Below are 18,727 nucleotides of genomic sequence, written 5' to 3' on the forward strand. Positions count from 1 at the left end.
CCTGGCTTGACAACATCATTGGGAATCTCCCTGCCCGAGCCCGACCAGCAACTCTCCGACCCCAGTGAGCTGTTGCTCGACTACCTCGACTACTACCGCTCCGTGATCGGCGCCAAGACCGAGGGGATGTCCGACGCGGAGCTGCGCGCCAGCCGGCTCCCCTCCGGATGGACCATGCTCGAACTGCTGAAGCACCTCGTCCACATGGAGCAGCGCTGGCTGCGCTGGGGCTTCCGCGCCGAGCAGGTCCCGGCGCCCTGGGGCGACCGGGGCCCGGAGGACCGCTGGTACGTCGGACCGGAGGAAACGGCCGCCGAACTCCTCGCCGCGCTGCACGCGGGCGGCGAGCACACCCGGGCCGTCGTGTCGGGCACGCCCCTGTCCACCGTCGCCGCACCCGGCGGCCGCTTCCCCGACGACGGCACCCCGCGGCCCACCCTGGGCTGGATCCTGTTCCACGTCCTCCAGGAGTACGCCCGCCACGCGGGGCACCTGGACATCGTCCGCGAGCTCACCGACGGCGCCACCGGCTGACGCCCGCTGCCGGCTGACAGTCGCAGCCGGCGGGCGGGGTGCGCCCGCCGGCTCAGCCGGCCAGGTGGGCGAGCAGCGCGTCGCCCGCCGGGTAGGGGCGTTCGGCGGGGAGGAGCTGCCGGGCGGCCTCCAACTCCCCCTCCCGCACCCGGTCGTGGACCGCGTGCGCGAGCGCGGTGACATCCTCGATCGCGACGATCCACTCCTCCGCGTACCGCTCCGCCGCCTCCCCGGTCAGGCCGAGCTGGAGCGACCGGTGGGGCAGCGGCCGAAGGTGCAGATCGCGCTCCGGATCCCACTGCACCCGCGCCGGGGACCTCTTCAACCGGCGCTGCCAGGAGGCCCGGTCGGGGTGCAGCCCGCGCTCGTAGTGGGACAGGCAGCTGTTCCGCAGCGCCCATTCGAAGCCCTCGCGGGTGATCTCGACCGCCAGCACGGTCTCCTGGCCCTCCTTCCTCGCCCACCCGCAGCGGTACATCATCCAGAGGAACGACGGCTTGATCCACGTCATCCGGTCCCGCTTCCACGCCGCCGGGAAGTGGCCGTCCCGAGCGGTGGGCAGCCCGATCTCCGGGGCGTACGCCTGGTAGACGGTCACCGTCGAGTCGGTGTGGAGGGCACGGATCCGGTGCTTCGGTTCTGACACGGTGACCAGGGTCGGCCTTCAACGCACCTCGCGCCAGCGATTTTCCCAGCTCGGCGGGGGTGTGTGCCCGTCAACCGCCCGCCGCGTACGGCCAGTTCGCAAACTGATCTCTGGACGCAATCGGTTTGTCATGCAAACCTGGTCCTCATGGCGACTCAACCCGTTCAGCCCTCAAGCGACCCCCGGCACCTCCTGGCAGCGACCGGGGCCGTGATCCAGCGCGTCCGCCGTGAGCAACGCGGCGCGTGGTTCCCGCTCCTGGCCTTCGCCGCCGTGAGGTTCGGCGCGATACCGGTCGTGCGGTACGGCCAGGGCCCCTGCGACGCGCCCCGCTACGGCCTGGGCGGAGTCTGCGTCAACTCCCTTCCCCCCGCCATGTGGTACTGGCCGGTGGTGCTGCTGCTCTCCTACGCCGCGATCAGCTGGTTCTACCTCCGCCGGTCCGCCCGGCTCGGCCTGGGCACCCGGATCCGGCCGTACCTGGTGCTGGGCGTCGTCCTCGCCCTGCTCATGACCGCCGACCAGGTGTGGACGGTGTCCCACCCGGGCTTCCTCGCCGACCTCTACGGGCAGCCGGGACCGCTCTCCGCGGTCGCCGACACGCTGATGAGCCCGGCCGGCACGATCGGTCTGGCGCTGCTGCTGCTCGCCTGGATCGAGCGCAGCCGGCCGCTCCTCGCCGTGACCTGCGGATACCTGATCGCCATGCTCTCCTCCGACGACCTTCCCAGCTTGTCCCCGTGGTCCTTCCTCCCCGGCGTGCTGCTGGAAGGCGGCGTGCTGCTGCTCGGCGGCGTCGCCCTCGCCCTGCTGCACCACCGGGCCCAGGGACGGTCGGCCGAATGACCGAGCACCCCACCAGCGGCCTCGACGACGTTGTCCACCAGCGCGTCCGCCTGGGCATCCTCGCGGTCGCCAAGGAGGCCCGGCGGGGGGAGTTCACCTTCCTGCGCACCACCCTCGGCCTCACCGCCGGCAACCTCTCCCAGCACCTCGGCGTCCTGGAGAAGGCCGGCCTGGTCACGATCGACAAGGGCTACGAGGGCAAGCGCGCCCGCACCTGGATCCAGCTCACCAAGGCCGGCAAGAAGGCCCTGCACGACGAGATCGCGGCACTCCGGAGCCTGATCCACCGCCTCGAAGAAGCCGAGGAACCCGACGGGGGAGCCGCCTCCGGCCCGGCGGCCGCCCCGGCGCCCCACTGAGATCACCCGGGAGGCCCCCGGACGTGCCGCAGGGCGGCAGCACCGGCCGAACCGGTGCTGCCGCCCTGCGCGTTCCCGTCCGGTCAGCCGAGCGGGGTCAGCTCCACCTCGTAGCGGTAGAGCCGGTCGTTCACCCAGCACGCCAGGTCGGCGCCGGCGGTGTGCCGGGCGAGTTCGGCGAGCAGGCGCTCGGTGAACCCGTCCAGCTGCCGGGCGTCGACCGGGGCGGCGCCGGAGCGGGCCCCGGCGGCGAAGGGGAGTTCCTCCGCACGGGACGACACGGTGTAGGCCACCGAGTCACCCGAGTCCTCCGACGGGGCGAGGTGCCGGTTGGGCTCGTCCTCGGCGAAGACCAGCCCGGTGCCGGAGGCGGCGCGGTTGGCCGCCTCGACCAGGGAGAAGCCCGGTGCGGTCAGTGGAGCCTCGCTCCCGAGCCGCAGGTCGACTACGGCCTCCGACAGCCCCGGCGGATCGATCCGGTAGCTGTAGTTCCCGTCGGCGTCGATGTAGGAGGCCGTCTCCAGGCCGCCCAGTGCCGCGTGCAGCCGGGCGGTCGCGAAGCGGCAGTAGGAGCGGAGCGCGGTGACCTCGTCCTCGCCTGCCAGATCCGCGACGCCGACGTGGAGTTGGCAGTCGTACAGGCGCTCCGCGTACCCGTTGTCGTGGGTCACGCCCACGGCCGGGCCCGACACGTCACCGGGTTCGGCGGTCAGCCAGAGAGTGAGCCGTGAACCGTCCGGTCCCACCGTCTCGTGCCAGGTTCGCGCCGCCGGACCGCCCGGGAGGCCGAGGGTCGAGGCGATCTCCTCCGCCGTGAGGGAGGGCTCGTCAAGGCGTCGGATGGAGACCACCGCATTGACCGACATGCTCAGCACCCCCCGCCACGGCACTTGGGTTCACTGCCGATCTTACCGCTGATCACCCAGCCGCCCCGGAGGTCGCCCCGGGCCCAGATCTGGTACTCCTGGAAGTGGGCCGTGTTGTTGGTCAGGAACTTGTTGAGACTGGCCATGGCCGTCTTGGCGCTGTATCCATCCGCGACGGTCACATAGGCCCGGACGGCTCCCTTGCCTTCCGTCACGCCCCTGAGCTGGTCCCTGACGACGTCATCGCTCTTACCGGTAGATGCCTTGAACTCTGAGGGCACGCCGTCCACGTAGGCGTCCGATGTCTTGCCCGCTGCCTCGGGGATCGCCACCACCTTGTGGCCTCCCTGCGCCAGGTCGAACGCGATCCGGTACTCGCCGAGACTGAATCCGCCCTGGGAGATCTTGCCCTTCGCCAGCCGCGTGAAGGTCTTGGGGTCGAACGGGGAGGCGCTTTCGTCGATCCGGCCGGCGGCCTCCTCGACCATGTTCTTGTCGAGGATGTCCTGGGCCATGTTGGCGAACTGGCAGCCGTCCTTGGCGGAGGGGCGGCAGTACTTCTTGTTGATCTCCCGGATCTTGTTCAGGTACTCGCCGATGATCGGGTTGTCCTTCTGCATCAGCCAGGCCACCCGGGCCTCGTACCACAGCTTGCGGTTCTCGGGGGTGCCCACGGTGGTCTTGCTCGGGGTCGGCTTCGATCCGCCGCCGCCGCCACCGCCGCCGCCACCGCCGCCACCGCCACCGCCACCGCCACCGTCGCCGTCATCGGCGGGGGTGTCCGTGACACAGCTGGTGACGCACTGGGGGCCCTTGGTCGGCTCGTGGAACGTGCCGTTCATGCCGACCCAGCCGTGCAACGCCATGTCGTTGCCCGAGCAGTCGTCGGCGCACATCTTGCGGCCGTCGGGGTCGCTGGTGCTGGTCGGGTTGCCGCCCGAGTAGGCGTACCCGTTCAGCTCCTTGGGGCTGGTCGGGTTGAACTCCGGGTCGATGCTGAGGAACCGGCCCAGGGACGGGTCGTAGTCGCGTGCCCCGAGGTGGACCACCCCGGTCGGCTCGTTGACGCCGCCGAGGAAGCCCCGGCTGCCCGCCCACGAGGCCGGCGCGGCGCCGCGCTGCTCGCCGTACGGGGTTGTCCGGCGCTGCGCCGCCGTGCCGGTGGAGGCGTCGACGTTGAGCTCGGAGGTGCCGTGGTGGTCGGTGACCTGGAAGCCGACCTTGTTGTCGTCCGTGCGGACGCCGACCGCCGAGCCCAGCGAGTAGTAGCGCGTGGCGGCGGGCTTGGCGGCGCCCTTGGCCAGGGTCAGCTCGGTGGCGCCGAGGTAGAGCGTCCAGCTCTCCGCGCCCGGGTTGGCGCTGTCCAGGACGTGCGAGGTCAGCCGGCTGCCGGCCGGGTCGTAGAGGTACTCCGTCGTCTTCGTGCTGGTGACGGGCCCGTTCTTGACGGTGTCGACGACCTTGCCGAGCTTGCCCTCGGCGTCCCAGGTCAGCGCCTGGTCGCTGGTGGCTCCGGCGGCGAGGTCCCGGTGGCGGGCGATGGTGTTGCCCGCCGGGTCGTAGCCGGCGGTCTCGGCGAGGACGCCGGTGCCGCTGGTGCCCTTCAGGGTGTGCGGCTGGGCGGCCGTCGCGCCGGGGTAGTTGTACTTGGCGGTGACGTCCTTGGCGGGGTCTCCGGTGGTGTCGTGCCGGGTCTGGGTGTCCCGGGTGCTGTCGGGGTTGAACTGCCAGCTGGTCCAGTACGGGGCCGGGCCGCCGAGCGCCTTGGCGTCGGGCGTGGCCGGGCAGCCGGTGCCGCTCGGGGTGAACGCCTCGGTGAGCCGGGCCAGGTAGTCGTACTGGAAGCACTGCCGGTCGGTGCCGGCGCGCGAGGTGTCGGTGATCGACGTGACGTTGCCGACCTGGTCGTAGGTGTAGGCGGCCGCGCGCAGCGGGCTCGCCACGCCGTACTGGTCGGTGCGGCTGGACGCCAGCCGCTGGGTGCCCCACTCGTAGGCGTTGGTGAGGTAGAGCTGCTTGTTCGCCGTCCCGTCGGACAGCGTGCTCTGCAGCGGCTTGCTGGTCAGGCTGTAGGTCTGGCCGGTGAGGTAGCTGCTCAGACCCTGGGCCGTGGTCATCCGGGTGAGGGCGTCGTAGCCGTAGGCCACCGACTCGGCGGCGAGGTTGCCGGCCGCCGGGTAGCTGGTGCTCTGCGGCTTGCCGTCGAGCCGGTAGACGGTGCCGTTGACGTAGTTCCCGGCGAGCGCCTCCTGGCCCGGGACGGACGGAACGCTGAGCGTGGTCCGGGTCGCGCGGCCCAGCGCGTCGTACAGCGACCAGGTGGTCGTGTACGGGTACGCGGTGCCTCCGACGGTGGAGTACCGGGTCGCCGAGGAGATCAGGCCCTTGTTGCCGGACGGGTCCCAGGTCTGCGAGGTGAGCAGCGGGCCCGACACGGAGCCGGAGCGCAGCTCGGTCTGCCGGTCGAGGTTGTCGTAGACGTACGCCAGGGTCTGGTTGTTGCCGTCCCGGCTGGTGGCCAGCCGGCCGCGGTCGTCGTAGGTCTTGACCGCCGTGCCGGAGTCCGGGTCGACGGTCTTGACCTGGTGGCCCTGCTGGTCGTACGTCCAGCTCCACTGGGTGCCGGACTGGTCCGTCAGCCGGGTGGTGTGCCCGGCCGCGTCGTGGGCGTAGGTGGTGCGGTCGTAGTCACCGGCGGGGGAGCCCCCGCGGTACTGGCGGATCTCGGTGGTCCGGCCGCGGGCGTCGCTGATGGTCGTCGCCGGGGTGCCGCCGGTGGGCGGGGTGACGGTGACCCGGTCGCCGCCGTACTCGGTGAGCGTGGTGGAGATCGGGGTGCCGACGCCGTTGCCCGCCAGGGTGGTGGACTTGACGACGCGGCCGAGGCCGTCATAGCTGTTGGCGGTCTGGGTCTCGACGCCGGTGGCGTCCTCGACCTTGAACAAGGTGGTGGAGGGCGCGCCCGTCGCGTAGTACGGGGCGTAGGCGAGCGCGGCCTGGCCGTGCTCGTCGAAGAAGGAGTCGGTCAGGACGCGGCCGCCGTTGTCGCCCGGGTCCTGGGTCTGCCGGATCCGGCCGAAGCCGTCGTACAAGGTGTACGCGGTGGCCTGGGAGCCGTCGGCGTTGAGCTCCTTCGTCGAGATGACGCGGATCTGGCCGTCGTTGTCGATGTACCCGAACTCGTGGTTCGGGGTCTGGCCGGTCCCCTTGGACCGGTTGGGCAGCCAGACCTTGAGGGTGCGGCCGAGCGCGTCGTACAGGCTGTCGGTGCGGCGGTTGTTGGCGTCGACGGTGTCGACGGTCTGGCCGCGCAGCAGGTCGAGGTCGGTGACGGAGACCATGGCGGTGGCGGGGTTGCCCGCGACCACCGGAGGCCCGGTCGTGGTGACCTTGGTCGGCCGGCCGTTCGCCGGGGCGAAGCCGGTGGTGGTGGTCTGCGCCAGCGGGCTGGCGGTGGTCACCGGTCCCGTGGCGCCCGTGGTGTCGAACACCGTGGTGGACGCCAGCTTGGTGGTGCTGTCGGCACGGCCGTAGGCGTCGTAGTGGGTCGTCCCGTCCAGGTAGGTGGCGCGGTTGCCGGAGCGGGACTTCAGGGTGTGCACGGTGGTGGCGTCGCCCTTGACGGGAGCCGCGCCGTAGGCCTGGCCGTCGTAGCGGGTGCGGATGTCCGACAGCACCGCGGAGGTGCCGTCCGCCTGGGTGTCGCGGTTCACGGCCGCCGAGCAGTTGGCGGCGACCATCTCGATCTGGATGCTGCCGGTGAGGATCCAGGCCGCGGTGTTGTCCGCGTACGTCGTGCGGGTGCAGGTGTCGTCGGTGCCGACCGCGACGTCGCCCAGGTCCTCGGTCTGCGTCGTACGGCCGTAGCCGTCGAACGAGGTCGCGGTGCGGGTCTCGCGCCAGGAGGCTCCGGCGCCCTTGTCGAGGGAGGTGAAGGACCGGGTCGCCTGGGTGCCGGTGAGGTTGGCGGTGGTGGTGCCCCAGTCGTTGGAGCGCTTGGCGGTCTCCTTCTTCCACGGGGTGCTGACGGACTTGGAGAGGATCACGCCGCCGGGCTTGTCGTACTGCTCGCTGCGGTACTCGTAGCCGGCCCAGGCCTGGTCGTCGGTCAGGACGGTGCCCTGGCCGTCGTCCACGGTGACGCCGCGCTTGCTGTTCTTGTCACCGGGGTTGTCGCGGTCCTGGTCCATGCCGCGCAGGAAGTAGTGGTCGGCCTGGGTGGTCATGCCGGTGACGCCGCCGGTCTCGACCCGGGCGTGGGCATAGCCGCGCCACTGGGACCAGGTCTTGAGCTTGGCCGGGGTCAGGCCGTCCTCGTCGTCGAAGTGCCAGGCGGCGTCGCCGAGGTAGCTGTAGTGGGTGACCATGTCGGGCGCGCCGCCGGTGCGGTCGGTGGCGATGACCGCTTCGACGACGTACTTGTTGAACCACTCCGTGGTCACCGGCACGTCGTTGGACGGCTGGTACATCTGCGGGAAGCAGCGGGTGGTGTTGGACTGCGGCGTGGGCAGGGCGTTCCAGTCGCAGGCCGCGGCGGAGTAGTTGACGTCGAGCTGGCCGCCCTGCTCGTCGGTGACGGTGCCCAGGCGCTGCTTGATGAACGGCATGCGGCCGTCACCGACCTTGTCGAGCCGGTTCGCCAACTGCTTGTAGGCGAAGCCGGTCTTCGGCAGGGTGATCGCCGGGGCGGCGGACGACCCGGTGTGCTGGATGGAGTCCAGCAGCAGCTGGTAGTCGAAGTCGGCGGTGCCCCACTTGTGGTTCAGGGTCCACGTGTCGACCGCGGCGTAGTTCCCGTCGGCCTGGAGCGTCCTGGCGGTGACGGAGGTCAGCCGGGTCCGGGTGAAGTAGGTCGGCGAGGACTGGCCGGTGCAGTCGGTGCCGTCCTTGCAGTTCTGGTCCCACGGGGTGTCGTACCAGTACTGCCGGTTGGCGTCGATCTTCGCCGGGTCGCAGAGCGCGGTGTTGGACTCCAGGCAGCGCTCGGCGGTGCCGAAGTCGACCCGGCCCATCGGCTTGACGGTCGCCGAGTAGAGGTCGCCCTGCTGCTGGCCGTACTCGATGTGGTCCAGGCGCCCGCCGCGCACGTACGACGTGCGGTCGGAGGCCTTGAGGTTGCGGCCGTAGTTGTTGGTCTCGGGGGTGTACCAGTAGGTGATGTCGTTGCCGTGGGCGTCGACCACCAGGTCCAGGTTCCACCGCCAGCCCTGCTGGCACCACGAGGACGCGAAGTCGGCGCCGTTGCACGGCTCGCCCGCGTTGTTGCCGAACACCGGCACGGTGTAGACGGACTTGGTCTCCGGCTTCCCGACCGACCAGTTCGGCAGGCGGTTGTAGCCGAAGTAGTAGTTGTTGCCGTCGGCGGTGGTGGCGCGGAAGTACTCGCCGTCGTTGTCGCCGTTGCCCCGGCCGGTGTCGCGCAGGCGGGTGACCTTGGTGTTGTCGTCGCCCTTGATCTGCCACTCGTCGCCGGAGACCGGGATCAGCTCACCGGAGTGCCCCGCGAAGCTGATGGTGGCGTTGTCGGTCGCCCAGCACAGGTCGCCGGGGCTGGCGGAGCCGGTCTTGGGCGCGCCGTCGTCGGCGCAGGCCTTGTAGCTGCGCTCGACGAAGCCGGGCGACAGCTCGAAGCCGTCACCCGCCCACGAGGCCTGGTTGTTGCTGTTGGCCGTCCGGCCGTCGATGCTGCCCGAGTTGTATGTGAGGCCGAGCTTCGGCGTGAGGCCGCCCGGCATCGTGGTCAGCGGCATGTCGTACGACCAGCTGAACGACCCGCTGTTCAGCGAGGTCGACCAGGAGGACGCCGGGGTCAGCGGCGTGGCCTTGTAGTCACCGCTCGGACCGGCGCTGCCGGCCGTGGCGGCCAGCACCATCGCGCCCGGCGCGGACGCCAGCCGCATCGACCCGGCCGGGGCCGTGGTCAGGGAGTCCGCGGCGACGGTCTGCTTCGCCACGTCGTTGCCGCCCGGCAGCGGGGTCTGCACCCGGCACTCGGGCAGGTCGGGCGTGGTCAGCGCGCACTCGGGCAGCCGGACCAGCTTCAGCCGGGAGCCGAAGCCGGAGCCGGCGGCCTGGGCGAAGGACGAGTAGTCGACGGCCAGGCCGCTGTTCTCGTCGGCGCCGGAGACGGTCAGCAGCAGGCCGTTGATCCCGGCCTTGGCGGCGGCGTCCTGGCCGAGGAGCTCGACCTTGGCCTTGCCCGCCGCGCCGGCGGAGGAGAGGGCGACGGGCAGTTTGTCGGCCTTGACGGCCTTGCCCTTCTCGCCGGGGACGTCGACGGTGGCGCTGCCCGCGCCGGGCAGGGCGCCGTGCTTGCCGTCGACCGTGCTGACGGTGGTGTCGGCCTTGCGGCCCTTGGTCTTCGCGTCCGAGCCCTTGACCGGCTTCTCGGGCGAGACCGCCGAGGGCTTGGTGTACGGTTCCGCGGCCGCCGCGACGGCGGCCAGCGGCAGTGCCGGCAGCAGCGACCCGACCAGCGCGCCCGCGATGACCGCGGACACTCTGGTGCGGGTCGGCCTCGGCACCGACCTCTTCCTGCTCATGTGGGGAACAACTCCTCAGGGGAAAACGGGTGTGACGGACCGTGGGCCGGGCGGCAGGAAGCCGCCCGGCCCACGGAAGGTTGGGGAATCAGACGCCGGTGGAGGTGCCCAGCTCGACGTTGTAGTCGGCCAGCTTGGCGATCTGCGCGGGGCTCAGCACGCCCTGGTACAGCCAGACGTCGTCCAGCTCACCGGAGAAGTACTCGCCCCAGGCGCCGGACGCCTTGGTGCGGCCGAACTGCACGCCGCCGCCCGCCTCGTAGGGCTGCGGAGCGCTCGTCCAGGAGATGTGCGGGGTGCAGGTCTTGTCACCGTCCGCGCAGCCCTGGTTCTCGGCCTGGCCGTTGACGTACAGGGCGAGCCGGTCCGCGAAGGCGTCGTAGCTGACCGCCAGGTGCGTCCAGTTCTCCATGACGGAGGTGGCCGGAGTGTGGGTCGTCAGGGTGCGCGCCGCGCCGTTGGCGTCGGAGTCGCGGACCTCGGCCTGCCACTGACCGGTCGGCTGGCCGTTGGCGTCGTTGCCCAGGGGGTGCCAGCGCAGGGTGACCGCGCTGTTGTTGGCGCCGGCCACGGACAGCACCGTCATGTCCCGGGTCGGGACGCCCGCCGTGTTCGCCCAGCCGGCCAGGGTGAAGCTCTGGCCGGTGTGCAGCGGGACGGAGCCGGTGGCCGCGTAGCCGGTGGAGCCGTTCAGCAGCAGGGTGCCGGGGGTCTGGAACAGGCCGCCGTCGGCCTTGATCGAGGCGCCGCCGCCGAGCTGGGCGCCGGCCTTGGCCGGGCCCTCGTCGGGGGTGACGGCCGGGGCATCGGCCGGGGTGCTGGTGGCGGTGTTGAGCTTCCAGCGGCCGGCCAGCTGCGGGCGCTGCTGGACCATGGCGCCGGCCTCGGGGCCGGTGACGACGCGGTCGTAGATCCGCACGTCGTCGATCTCGCCGCCGAAGAACTCGCCGTTGGCGCCCTCGCGGTTGACGGCGCCGATCTGGATCGGGCCGGGGTTGGCCCACGGCGCGTTCTGGGTGTAGTCGGACTGGCCGACGAGGAAGCCGTTGATGTAGAAGCGCAGCTTCTTCGCGGCGGTGTCGGAGACGCCCAGCAGGTGGGTCCACTCACCGGTGGTGCCGGTGAAGCACGGCACGCCGTTGATCTGGCTGCCTGCGGTGCAGGCGTCCTGCCAGGTGCGCACCAGGGTGTCGGTGGAGCTGTCCTCCTTGTAGCGCCCGAAGATCCAGCGGCCCCAGTAGGGCGAGTAGTACAGCGAGAACTCGTTGTTGTGCTGGCCGATCTGGGTGACCGCCATCTTCGGGGTGGTGTCGCCCGGCGTCGGCGCGGGCAGCTTCACCCACGCGGAGACCGAGAAGTCCCGGCTGCCGTCGACCTGCGGGCGGGTGCCGCGCAGGTAGTCGTCCGCGCCGTCCAGGTGGATCGCCTTGTCGGCGATGCCGGGGCGGCCGAGCGCGACGCCGTTGTAGGCGGTCAGGTTGTCGGTCTCGGTGGTGCCGACGGGCTTGGCGGAGCTGCCGTCCAGGTGCCAGACCGCCTTCGCGGGGCGGCCGGTGGCGAGCTGCTTGTCGGCGGCCACGTCGGCGGCCTCGGCCTTGCTCAGGGAGCGGTCCCAGAGCCGGACCTCGTCGACCGAGCCCGTCCACGGGTCGGTCCAGTTGCCGTGCCACTTGGAGCGGCCGAACTCCAGCGGGCCGCGCGCGTCCCAGGCGGCGGTGACGGCCACCGGGGTGCCGGGCACGCCGTTGACGTACAGGGTGCTGGTCCTGGCGGTCGGGTCGTAGACGCCGACCAGATGGGTCCACTGGCCGAGCACGACCGGGGTGTCCGAGCTCGCGGGCTCCAGGGTGTAGACGGCGTTGGTGTCCTGGGTGGAGGTCCACATCGTCCACTTGCCGTTCATCAGCCCGAGGGCGAAGCGGGCGGCCCAGTTGCCGTTCTCACTGACCGCGACCCGGTTGCGGGTGGTGTCGCCGGTGAGGTTGACCCAGGCGGAGACGGCGAAGCCGCGGGTGGTGTCCAGCACGTTGCCCTGGGTCTCGGCGTAGCCGTTGGCGGTGCCGTCGAGGGCGAGGCCCTCGGCGAGGTGGCCGGGGGCCCCCGCGGTGGCGCCGGAGCCGAGGGTGGCCTCGAAGCCGCCTCCGGTGCCGGCGACGGAGGTGCCGCCGGCGGCGTCGTCCATCGACCAGCCGGTGCGCTGGGGCTGCCCGGAGAGCACGTTGAAGTAGTACGTCTCGGGCTGCGAGGCGTTGCCCGCGCCGTCGACGGCCCGGGCGGAGATGAAGTGGACGCCGGCGGTCTGCGGCTGGATGCGGACGGTCTGGCCGGCGCCGCCGCTGGTGGCGACCTCGTTCGCCGCGGACGGCGAGGTGTCCAGGCCCCACTGGTACTTGACCACGTCGGTGGCGGCGGACTTCAGGGTGAACTGGCCGCTCTTGCCGACGCCGTCGGTCCACGGGAGCGCCGCGGTGGCGTCCTTGGAGCCCGGGTAGGCGTCCGAGGTGATCGCCGGGCCGTCCGGTGCGGAGGTGTCGACGATGAAGTAGCAGCCGGTCGGGTCACCGTCGGAGGACCACGGCCCCCACTGCGCGCCGTCCCAGGCGCGGGCCTCCCAGTCGAGCTGGAGGTTCTTCGGCAGGTCGGTCGGCAGCGGCCAGGAGAAGATCGAGCCGGAGGCCTTGAAGGTGTTGCCCCCCGGTGCGGCGTCCTCCGAGCCGGTGGACCACCAGCGCCGGCGCAGACCGGTGCCGTCGTCCCAGCCGACCGCGAACTGCACGCCGATGGCCTCGCCGTCCGGGTCGGTGGCCCGGGTGGTGACCTGCGGCATCTTGTTGATCTTGATGCCCGGGTACTGGCAGACCGAGCCCGGCGACATCGTCATGTCGGACATCGGGATCTGGTTCGGCCGCAGGTTGTAGTACACCTGCAGGTAGGCGTCGTCGGTGAAGCGCTTCCAGGCGAGGGTGTCGCCCTCGTTCTGGGCCTTCAGACCGAAGGTGATGGTCGGCCAGCCCCAGTTGGCGGCGTCCTGGACGAGGTTCTTCACCGCGCCGGTCTCGCCGTACTCCAGCCAGCCGCCGGGGCAGTTGCCGCTCCAGCCCTTGGCGGTGTTGATGGTCTGCAGGTAGCGGCTCCAGAACCCGGAGGCGTTCTGGGCGTTCCAGTTCAGGCCGGGGGAGATGTAGCCGGTGCTCCACAGCTCGACGGGCCGGGCGTCGCAGGAGTACGACCAGCTCTCGTAGGTGCCGAAGGTGGCGCCGAGGATCTGCTTGCCGACGAACGGGTTGGACACCTGGAAGAAGGCGCGCTTCACGTCGGTCGGCGCGCAGCGGGAGGTGTCGCCGCAGTAGCCGACGCCCCAGTCGTGGACGTAGCTGCTGTTGTACGTGAAGTGCCAGTACGCCTGGTTCGGGTAGGTGCGCGAGACGCCCGCCCAGTCGCCGGCGTGCGGGGTGTTCCACGCCGGGTCGATCATCACCGGGTAGACCGTGTCCGGGGCGTCCAGCATCGCCTGGTCGGGCGAGAGCAGCAGGGCGTCCTTGGGCAGCTCGACCTTGAGGCGGGTCATCTTGGCGCCCTCGCCGGGCAGGTCGCCGTAGCCGGCGACGGCCGGGTCGGTCGGCGCGGGAGCGGCGGGAGCAGCGGGAGCGGCGGGGGCCGCGGCCTCGGCTTGCGGTGCCGCCTGCGGGGCGGCCTTGAACGCCTTCGGCGCGGCAGGCGCGGTAGGCGCGGCGGCCGGGGCACTCGGAGCGGGCGCGGCGCCGGCCGGCTTGGAGGAGTCCCACATCACCGGGACGGGCGCCTCGAAGACGGTGCCGCCGCCGGAGGGGTCCTTGGCCTTGAGGGTGCCGTCCGCCTCCTGGCTGACCGTCAGGCCGTTGCCCTGGAGGCCGAGCCGGAGCTGGTCCAGCTCGGGGTTCTTGGCGGCCTCGGCGGTGTGCACCACGATGACCTGGGTGAACCCGGTCTTGGTGGCGGACAGCCTCAGGTCGACGTCCGGCAGGATCGACGCGTACTCGGCGGTCGCGCCGTTGACGGTCGGCTTGGGCAGGGGCTTGGGCCAGCTGAGCTTCAGCTCCTTGCCGGCCCGGGCCATGGTGACCAGCGGTGCGGTGCCGCCGCCGGAGAACGTCAGGTCGGCGGTGGAGCCCTTGGGGGCGATCGCGCCGCCGGGCAGCGTCCGGAGGGTGGGGTCGAGGTCGACCCAGGCGCCGTTCTTGCGCACCCGCTTGGGCTGGACGTAGGTGGTGGTCTTCAGCTTGCCGTCGGGCTGGGCGACGGTGTCGCTGGTCTCGCCGCGCTTGGCGAGCACCTCGACCGGCTTGCCGGTGCGGGCGGCCTCCTGGACGGCCAGGGTCTCGGCGGTGTCCTGGGGCTCCGTCACGCCGGGGGGAGGTGTCCCTCCGGCGGCGGCGGCGGGCACCACCGCGGTCGCGGCGAGCGCGACCGCGGCGAGTGCCGCGGCGAGCATGCTGCCCGACCGTCTTGCTGCTGTTCTCACTGTGCGTAAGCTCCGACTTCCGGAATGTGGGCGAAGTTTGAGCGGATCTTTATGGACACCTAAAAGAGCTGTCAACGCTTCATCAGAAATGCATGAGAAAAGAGCCCTTGCTGCGGCCCTGTCAGACGGGGGGCAGCTCGGGTGAAAACGGATGAACCGACCACTCGGGTGTGAGGTAAATCACGCCCCAAGGGGCGGTCGCCGGCCTGCCTCCGAGGCACGTCCGGCGGTCGCGAACGGTGACGCACGGCACCGGGGCGCCGCTCCGGCCGCCGGATCGACGACGCTCCGCCGGGCAATCTCCGCTGGTCACCACGGGTCTCAAGGCGGGATCCGGGGGGCGGGTGCGAGGCGGGACGCTCGGCGGGGCCGTACGGTTCCCGGGATCCGAAAGGTCGTTCTTGCGAGGTTCGGCGCGGGAAATCCGATTCCTGCTGGCTGGCCGTCAGGTCGGATAACCAGGCTTCACCGCAGTCGAGTTGTCGGAGAAATGGGCAGAAGAATTGCCAACTCCGGCTTTCCGAAAGCACAGAGGTGCCCCCGGATTGTCGAACACCCGGGGGCACCTGAGGAGTTGATCGCGGCAATTCGGCCGGCGCGGCGCTACACGGCCCTCACTCGTGCAGCGCCCGCGCGCTGCCGTCGACCCGGACGCTGCCCGGCAGGGCGATGAGCTCGGGCTTGAACAGCGGCTGGGTGTCCATCGCGGGCTCCCAGGTCGCCAGCTTCTCGTCCTGGGGCACCTCGATCCGCCGGTCGGCGGCGAGGTCGTCGACCACCTTCAGCAGCAGTCGCACGCCGAGCGGCGCCAGGTGGTCGCGCCACAGGCTCTGCGCGGTCGAGCCCGGGGGCACGAGCAGGTGCTCCTGGGCGGCGAGCGGGCCGCCGTCGGTGCGCTCGGTGAGGTGGTAGACGCTCCCGCCCGTCACCTTGTCGCCGTCGCGGATGGTCCATCGGATCGCGTCCCGGCCGCGGTGCAGCGGCAGCAGGCTGGGGTGGTAGCCGATGGTGGCGAGGCCGGCCCGGGCGCGCGTCCGCCTGCCGAGGAAGGCGTGCGAGTGCGCGGCGAGGATGACGTCCACCCCGTCCGGGATGTGCATCGCCCGCAGTTCGAGCGAGTCCGTCCAGGGGATGTCCCGGGGGAACGCCCAGGCGCGCAGGCGGTCCCAGGACATCGCGTCGCTCTCGTCGGTCCTGCCCTTGCGCAGCCGGGGCGCGGCCGCGCCGACGATCTTGTGCCCCTTGTCCAGGAGGGCTTCCGCGACCTGGACCGCGAACGCCCCCTGTCCTGACATGTAGATGTTCATCCGCACTCTCTCAGTCCGGAGTGGTCGGGCGTGAAGCGCACCGGCATGGTGGAGAACCCGGTCAGGAAGTTGGACCGGATCGGCTGCGCCTCGTCGGTCTGCTCGAACCCGAGGGTGAAGTCCCGCAGGGCCTTGAGCAGTTCGGCGATCTCCACCTTGGCCAGGTACGAGCCGACGCAGAAGTGCGGGCCGTAGCCGAAGGCCAGGTGCTTGTTGGGGGTGCGGCCGAGGTCGAACTCCCCGGGCCGGGCGAAGACCCGTTCGTCCCGGTTGCCGGAGGCGTGCCAGAGCGTGACGATGTCGCCCGGCCGCAGCCGTACGCCGTGCAGTCCGGTCTCCCGCTCGACGCTGCGCCCGAAGTGCATGGTGGGCGACGCCCAGCGCAGCACCTCGTCCACGGCCGTCTCGATCGCGACCTCGCCCCGTTTGAGCCGGCGCCACTGCTCGGGGTGGGCCGCGAGGGTGCGGACGCAGTCGATCATCGTCAGCCGGCTGGTCTCGTCGCCCCCGATGATCAGGCTGTAGCAGTTGAGCACGACGTCCTCGTCGGACAGCGGCACACCGTCGACGGCGCTGCCGATCAGCATGCTGATCACGTCGTCGCCGGGTGCCTCGCGCCGCTCCTCGACGATGTCCATGAAGTACATCAGGATCTCGTTGCGGGCCATCTCCGAGTCGACCTCGTCGACGTCCTCGTCGTCCGCGGACAGCGCGGTCTTGGTGAGGCTGAGCAGGTAGTCCCGGTCCCGCTCGGGGACGCCGAGCAGGTTGGAGATGGTGGTCATCGGGATCCGCGAGGCGATCCGCTCCGCGAAGTCGCAGCCGCCGGAGCCGACCGCCTCGCGGATCCACTGCCGGGTGTTGACCCGGACGGTCCGCGCGACCTCGTCGAGCACCCGCGGCGAGAGCACGCGCTGGAGGATCTTGCGCAGCTCCAGGTGCCGGGGCCCGTCGGTGACGGCCAGCATCCGGCCGGCCCCGGCGTCGCCGCCCTCCAGGAGGGTGACGAGCACGTTGCCGCGCTGGGACGTGAAGTTCACGTTGTCCCGGTAGGTGGCCATGATGTCGTCGTAGCGGGAGAGCACCCAGAACCCCCGGCGGCCGTCGACCGGCGGGTTCCAGTGCATCGGCGCGGTGTCCCGCAGGGTGCGCCAGAACCCGTCGAGGTCGTGGTCGGCGAAGGTGGCCGGGTCGCCCAGGTCCACGGTGTCCAGTGCCGGTGTGCTCATGCCTACCAGTCCGTCCGCCAGAACCGGCGGGGCTGGAAGGGGTAGGCGGGCAGCGGCACGCGGCGGCCGGCCCCGTCCCGGTGCAGGGCGTCGAAGTCCACCTGCAGGCCGGTCACCCAGGCGGCGGCCAGGTCGGTCAGGGCCGGCGCGTCCTGGCCGGACGGCACGATCCCGTCGTCGCTGCGGGAGAAGGAGCCCGGGTCCGTGCGCGGGGCGGCGGCGGTCGAGGCGACCGGGCCGCGGGCGTCGTCGGACAGCGCCGCGATCAGCTCCTCGCGGCTGCGGACCACGGCCGCCCAGCGGCGGCCCATCACCTTGCGGCCGAGGTTGAGGGTGAAGCAGACGTCGTCCAGGCGCAGTTCCGGGCGGGCCTCCAGCCACTCCCGGAGCCGGGTGCGCTGACGGGCCAGCGCGTCGTCGTCCATCGCGGACAGGGTGGCCAGCCGGGGGCGGCCCGCCTCCTCGGGGGCGCGTCCGGCCGGTGCCGGCGGCTCCTCCAGCACCAGGTGGGCGTTGTAGCCGCCGCCGCCGAGGGAGGTGATGCCCGCGCGGCGGATGCCGGCCTCCGGCTCCCAGGCCGCGCCCTCGATCTGCGGCACGAAGGGGGTGCTGGGGAAGTCGAGGTCCTGGTTGACCTCGGTCAGGTTGATGGTGGCCGGGAGCGTCCGGTGGTACAGCGCCAGCGCGGCCTTGACCGTGCCGAAGCCGCCGGACACCACGCCGCCGTGGCCCACGTTGCCCTTGACCCCGCCGATCGAGGCGGTCGCGGTCTGCTTCCCGAACGCCATGGTCGCCGCGTGGACTTCGAGCTCGTCGGTCACCGGCAGGCCGAGGCCGTTGGCCTCGTACATGGACACGGTGTCCGGGCTGACGCCGCCCACCTCCATCGCCGCGGCGATGCACGCGCTCAGCCGCTCGGGCTGGGCCAGGCCGTACGCCATCGCGCTGACGCCGTTGTTGTTGACGGCGGAGCCCCGGACGACGGCGTAGACGTGGTCGCGGTCGGCGACGGCCCGGCCGAGCGGCTTCAGCAGCAGGGTGACGACACCGCTGGACAGCGCGCTGCCGGTGCCGTTGGCGTCGAACGGGCGGCAGTGGCCGTCCTTCGACAGGATGCGGTTCTCCTCCCACAGGTGCCCGCGCGGGTGCGGCAGGCGGACCATCGCGCCGCCGGCGATCGCCATGTCGCTCTGGCCGAGCAGCAGCGACTGGCAGGCCAGGTGCACCGCGTAGTGGAAGCCCGCGCAGACGGCGGCGACCGTGACGGCCTCGCCGGTGAGCCCCATGTAGTACAGGGCGTTGGAGGTCATGCTGTCCGGCGACCACGCCAGGCTGGCCTCGATCGCCTCGGGGCCGACCGACGCCCGGTCCGGCGGGGAGCTGTAGAGCGCGGCGGTCTGCGGGTTGTTGGCGCCGTACATGCCGATCTCGGCGGTGAGCCGGTCCGGGTCGTAGCCGCCGTCCTCCAGGGACTCCCAGGCGCTCTCCAGGTAGAGCCGGTTCTCCGGGGTCATCGCGGCGGCCATCCGGTCGCTGATGCCGAACACCGACGGGTCGAACCTGTCGTACGTGTCGAGGACGCCGCAGGCCCGGACGTAGGACGGGTTGTGGATCAGGGTCTCGTCGACGTGGATGTCCTCCTTGGCCAGGAACGACACGGTCTCCCGGCCGTGGACGAGGACGTCCCAGAACTGCTCCTTGGTGCGGGCGCCGGGCGCCCGCAGGGACATGCCGATGACGGCCACGTCACCCGGGTCGTACTCCTGCTCGGGGCTGTCGGTCATGGAAGGCTCCTGCTTCGTGTGCTTCGTGTCGGGTGGAGGTGACGCGGGTGGCTATCGGCCGGTGCCGCCGGCGCCGCGGCCGCGCAGGGCGGCGCGGCGGGCGCCGGCGCGCT

The 18,727-nt window shown here is 71.6% G+C and carries 10 protein-coding genes; 3 read left to right on the plus strand and 7 right to left on the minus strand.

Going from position 1 to position 18,727, the window contains the following annotated elements:
- The first annotated feature begins 6 nt into the window (after window positions 1-6).
- A complete protein-coding gene (locus AE652_RS14075) occupies window positions 7-534 on the plus strand; it encodes a DinB family protein (protein ID WP_234348372.1) in 528 nt (175 codons plus the stop codon).
- Window positions 535-586: 52 nt separating this feature from the next.
- On the opposite strand, the gene AE652_RS14080 is transcribed toward AE652_RS14075, so the two are convergent.
- Complete coding sequence (locus tag AE652_RS14080; RefSeq protein WP_049651687.1) at window positions 587-1,180, minus strand: DUF4291 domain-containing protein; 594 nt, start codon at window positions 1,178-1,180, stop codon at window positions 587-589.
- Between the two features lie 210 nt (window positions 1,181-1,390).
- Here AE652_RS14080 and AE652_RS14085 point away from each other — a divergent pair, with 210 nt between their 5' ends.
- Complete coding sequence (locus AE652_RS14085; RefSeq protein WP_049651688.1) at window positions 1,391-2,026, plus strand: hypothetical protein; 636 nt, start codon at window positions 1,391-1,393, stop codon at window positions 2,024-2,026.
- Window positions 2,023-2,385 carry a transcriptional regulator gene (locus AE652_RS14090; protein ID WP_049651689.1) on the plus strand — a complete coding sequence of 121 codons (363 nt, stop codon included), beginning with the start codon at window positions 2,023-2,025 and terminating at the stop codon, window positions 2,383-2,385. The genes AE652_RS14085 and AE652_RS14090 overlap by 4 nt, the downstream gene beginning before the upstream one ends.
- 83 nt (window positions 2,386-2,468) lie before the next feature.
- Here the strand turns inward: AE652_RS14090 and AE652_RS14095 are convergent, their stop codons facing one another.
- The 6 genes from AE652_RS14095 to AE652_RS14120 form a co-directional block, all read right to left on the minus strand.
- Complete coding sequence (locus AE652_RS14095) at window positions 2,469-3,251, minus strand: hypothetical protein (protein WP_159028446.1); 783 nt, start codon at window positions 3,249-3,251, stop codon at window positions 2,469-2,471.
- A 2-nt stretch (window positions 3,252-3,253) separates the two neighbouring features.
- A complete protein-coding gene (locus AE652_RS49215) occupies window positions 3,254-9,793 on the minus strand; it encodes an RHS repeat domain-containing protein (RefSeq protein ID WP_159028447.1) in 6,540 nt (2,179 codons plus the stop codon).
- Between the two features lie 88 nt (window positions 9,794-9,881).
- Entirely contained in the window at window positions 9,882-14,264 is a 4,383-nt protein-coding gene (locus tag AE652_RS49220) for a LamG-like jellyroll fold domain-containing protein (RefSeq protein ID WP_049651691.1), read from the minus strand.
- A 644-nt stretch (window positions 14,265-14,908) separates the two neighbouring features.
- Window positions 14,909-15,601 carry a formyltransferase family protein gene (locus AE652_RS14110; RefSeq protein ID WP_049651695.1) on the minus strand — a complete coding sequence of 231 codons (693 nt, stop codon included), beginning with the start codon at window positions 15,599-15,601 and terminating at the stop codon, window positions 14,909-14,911.
- Complete coding sequence (locus AE652_RS14115) at window positions 15,598-16,830, minus strand: cytochrome P450 (RefSeq protein WP_049651692.1); 1,233 nt, start codon at window positions 16,828-16,830, stop codon at window positions 15,598-15,600. Before AE652_RS14115 ends, AE652_RS14110 begins: the two co-directional genes overlap by 4 nt.
- 2 nt (window positions 16,831-16,832) lie before the next feature.
- The gene (locus tag AE652_RS14120) at window positions 16,833-18,614 is read right to left on the minus strand and encodes a type I polyketide synthase (protein ID WP_049651693.1); all 1,782 of its coding nucleotides are present in this window, start codon (window positions 18,612-18,614) and stop codon (window positions 16,833-16,835) included.
- Window positions 18,615-18,727: the final 113 nt, after the last annotated feature.

It is taken from the genome of Kitasatospora sp. MY 5-36 (genome assembly GCF_001182915.1).
In the GTDB taxonomy this organism is placed as follows: Bacteria; Actinomycetota; Actinomycetes; order Streptomycetales; family Streptomycetaceae; genus Kitasatospora.

Excerpts from the sequence above, each read along its gene's own strand:
- AE652_RS49220 (WP_049651691.1), bottom strand. The coding sequence starts at position 14,264 with ATGCTCGCCGCGGCACTCGCCGCGGTCGCGCTCGCCGCGACCGCGGTG.
- AE652_RS14120 (WP_049651693.1), bottom strand. The coding sequence starts at position 18,614 with ATGACCGACAGCCCCGAGCAGGAGTACGACCCGGGTGACGTGGCCGTC.
- AE652_RS14115 (WP_049651692.1), bottom strand. The coding sequence starts at position 16,830 with ATGAGCACACCGGCACTGGACACCGTGGACCTGGGCGACCCGGCCACC.
- AE652_RS14110 (WP_049651695.1), bottom strand. The coding sequence starts at position 15,601 with ATGAACATCTACATGTCAGGACAGGGGGCGTTCGCGGTCCAGGTCGCG.
- AE652_RS14095 (WP_159028446.1), bottom strand. The coding sequence starts at position 3,251 with ATGTCGGTCAATGCGGTGGTCTCCATCCGACGCCTTGACGAGCCCTCC.
- AE652_RS14090 (WP_049651689.1), top strand. The coding sequence starts at position 2,023 with ATGACCGAGCACCCCACCAGCGGCCTCGACGACGTTGTCCACCAGCGC.
- AE652_RS49215 (WP_159028447.1), bottom strand. The coding sequence starts at position 9,793 with ATGAGCAGGAAGAGGTCGGTGCCGAGGCCGACCCGCACCAGAGTGTCC.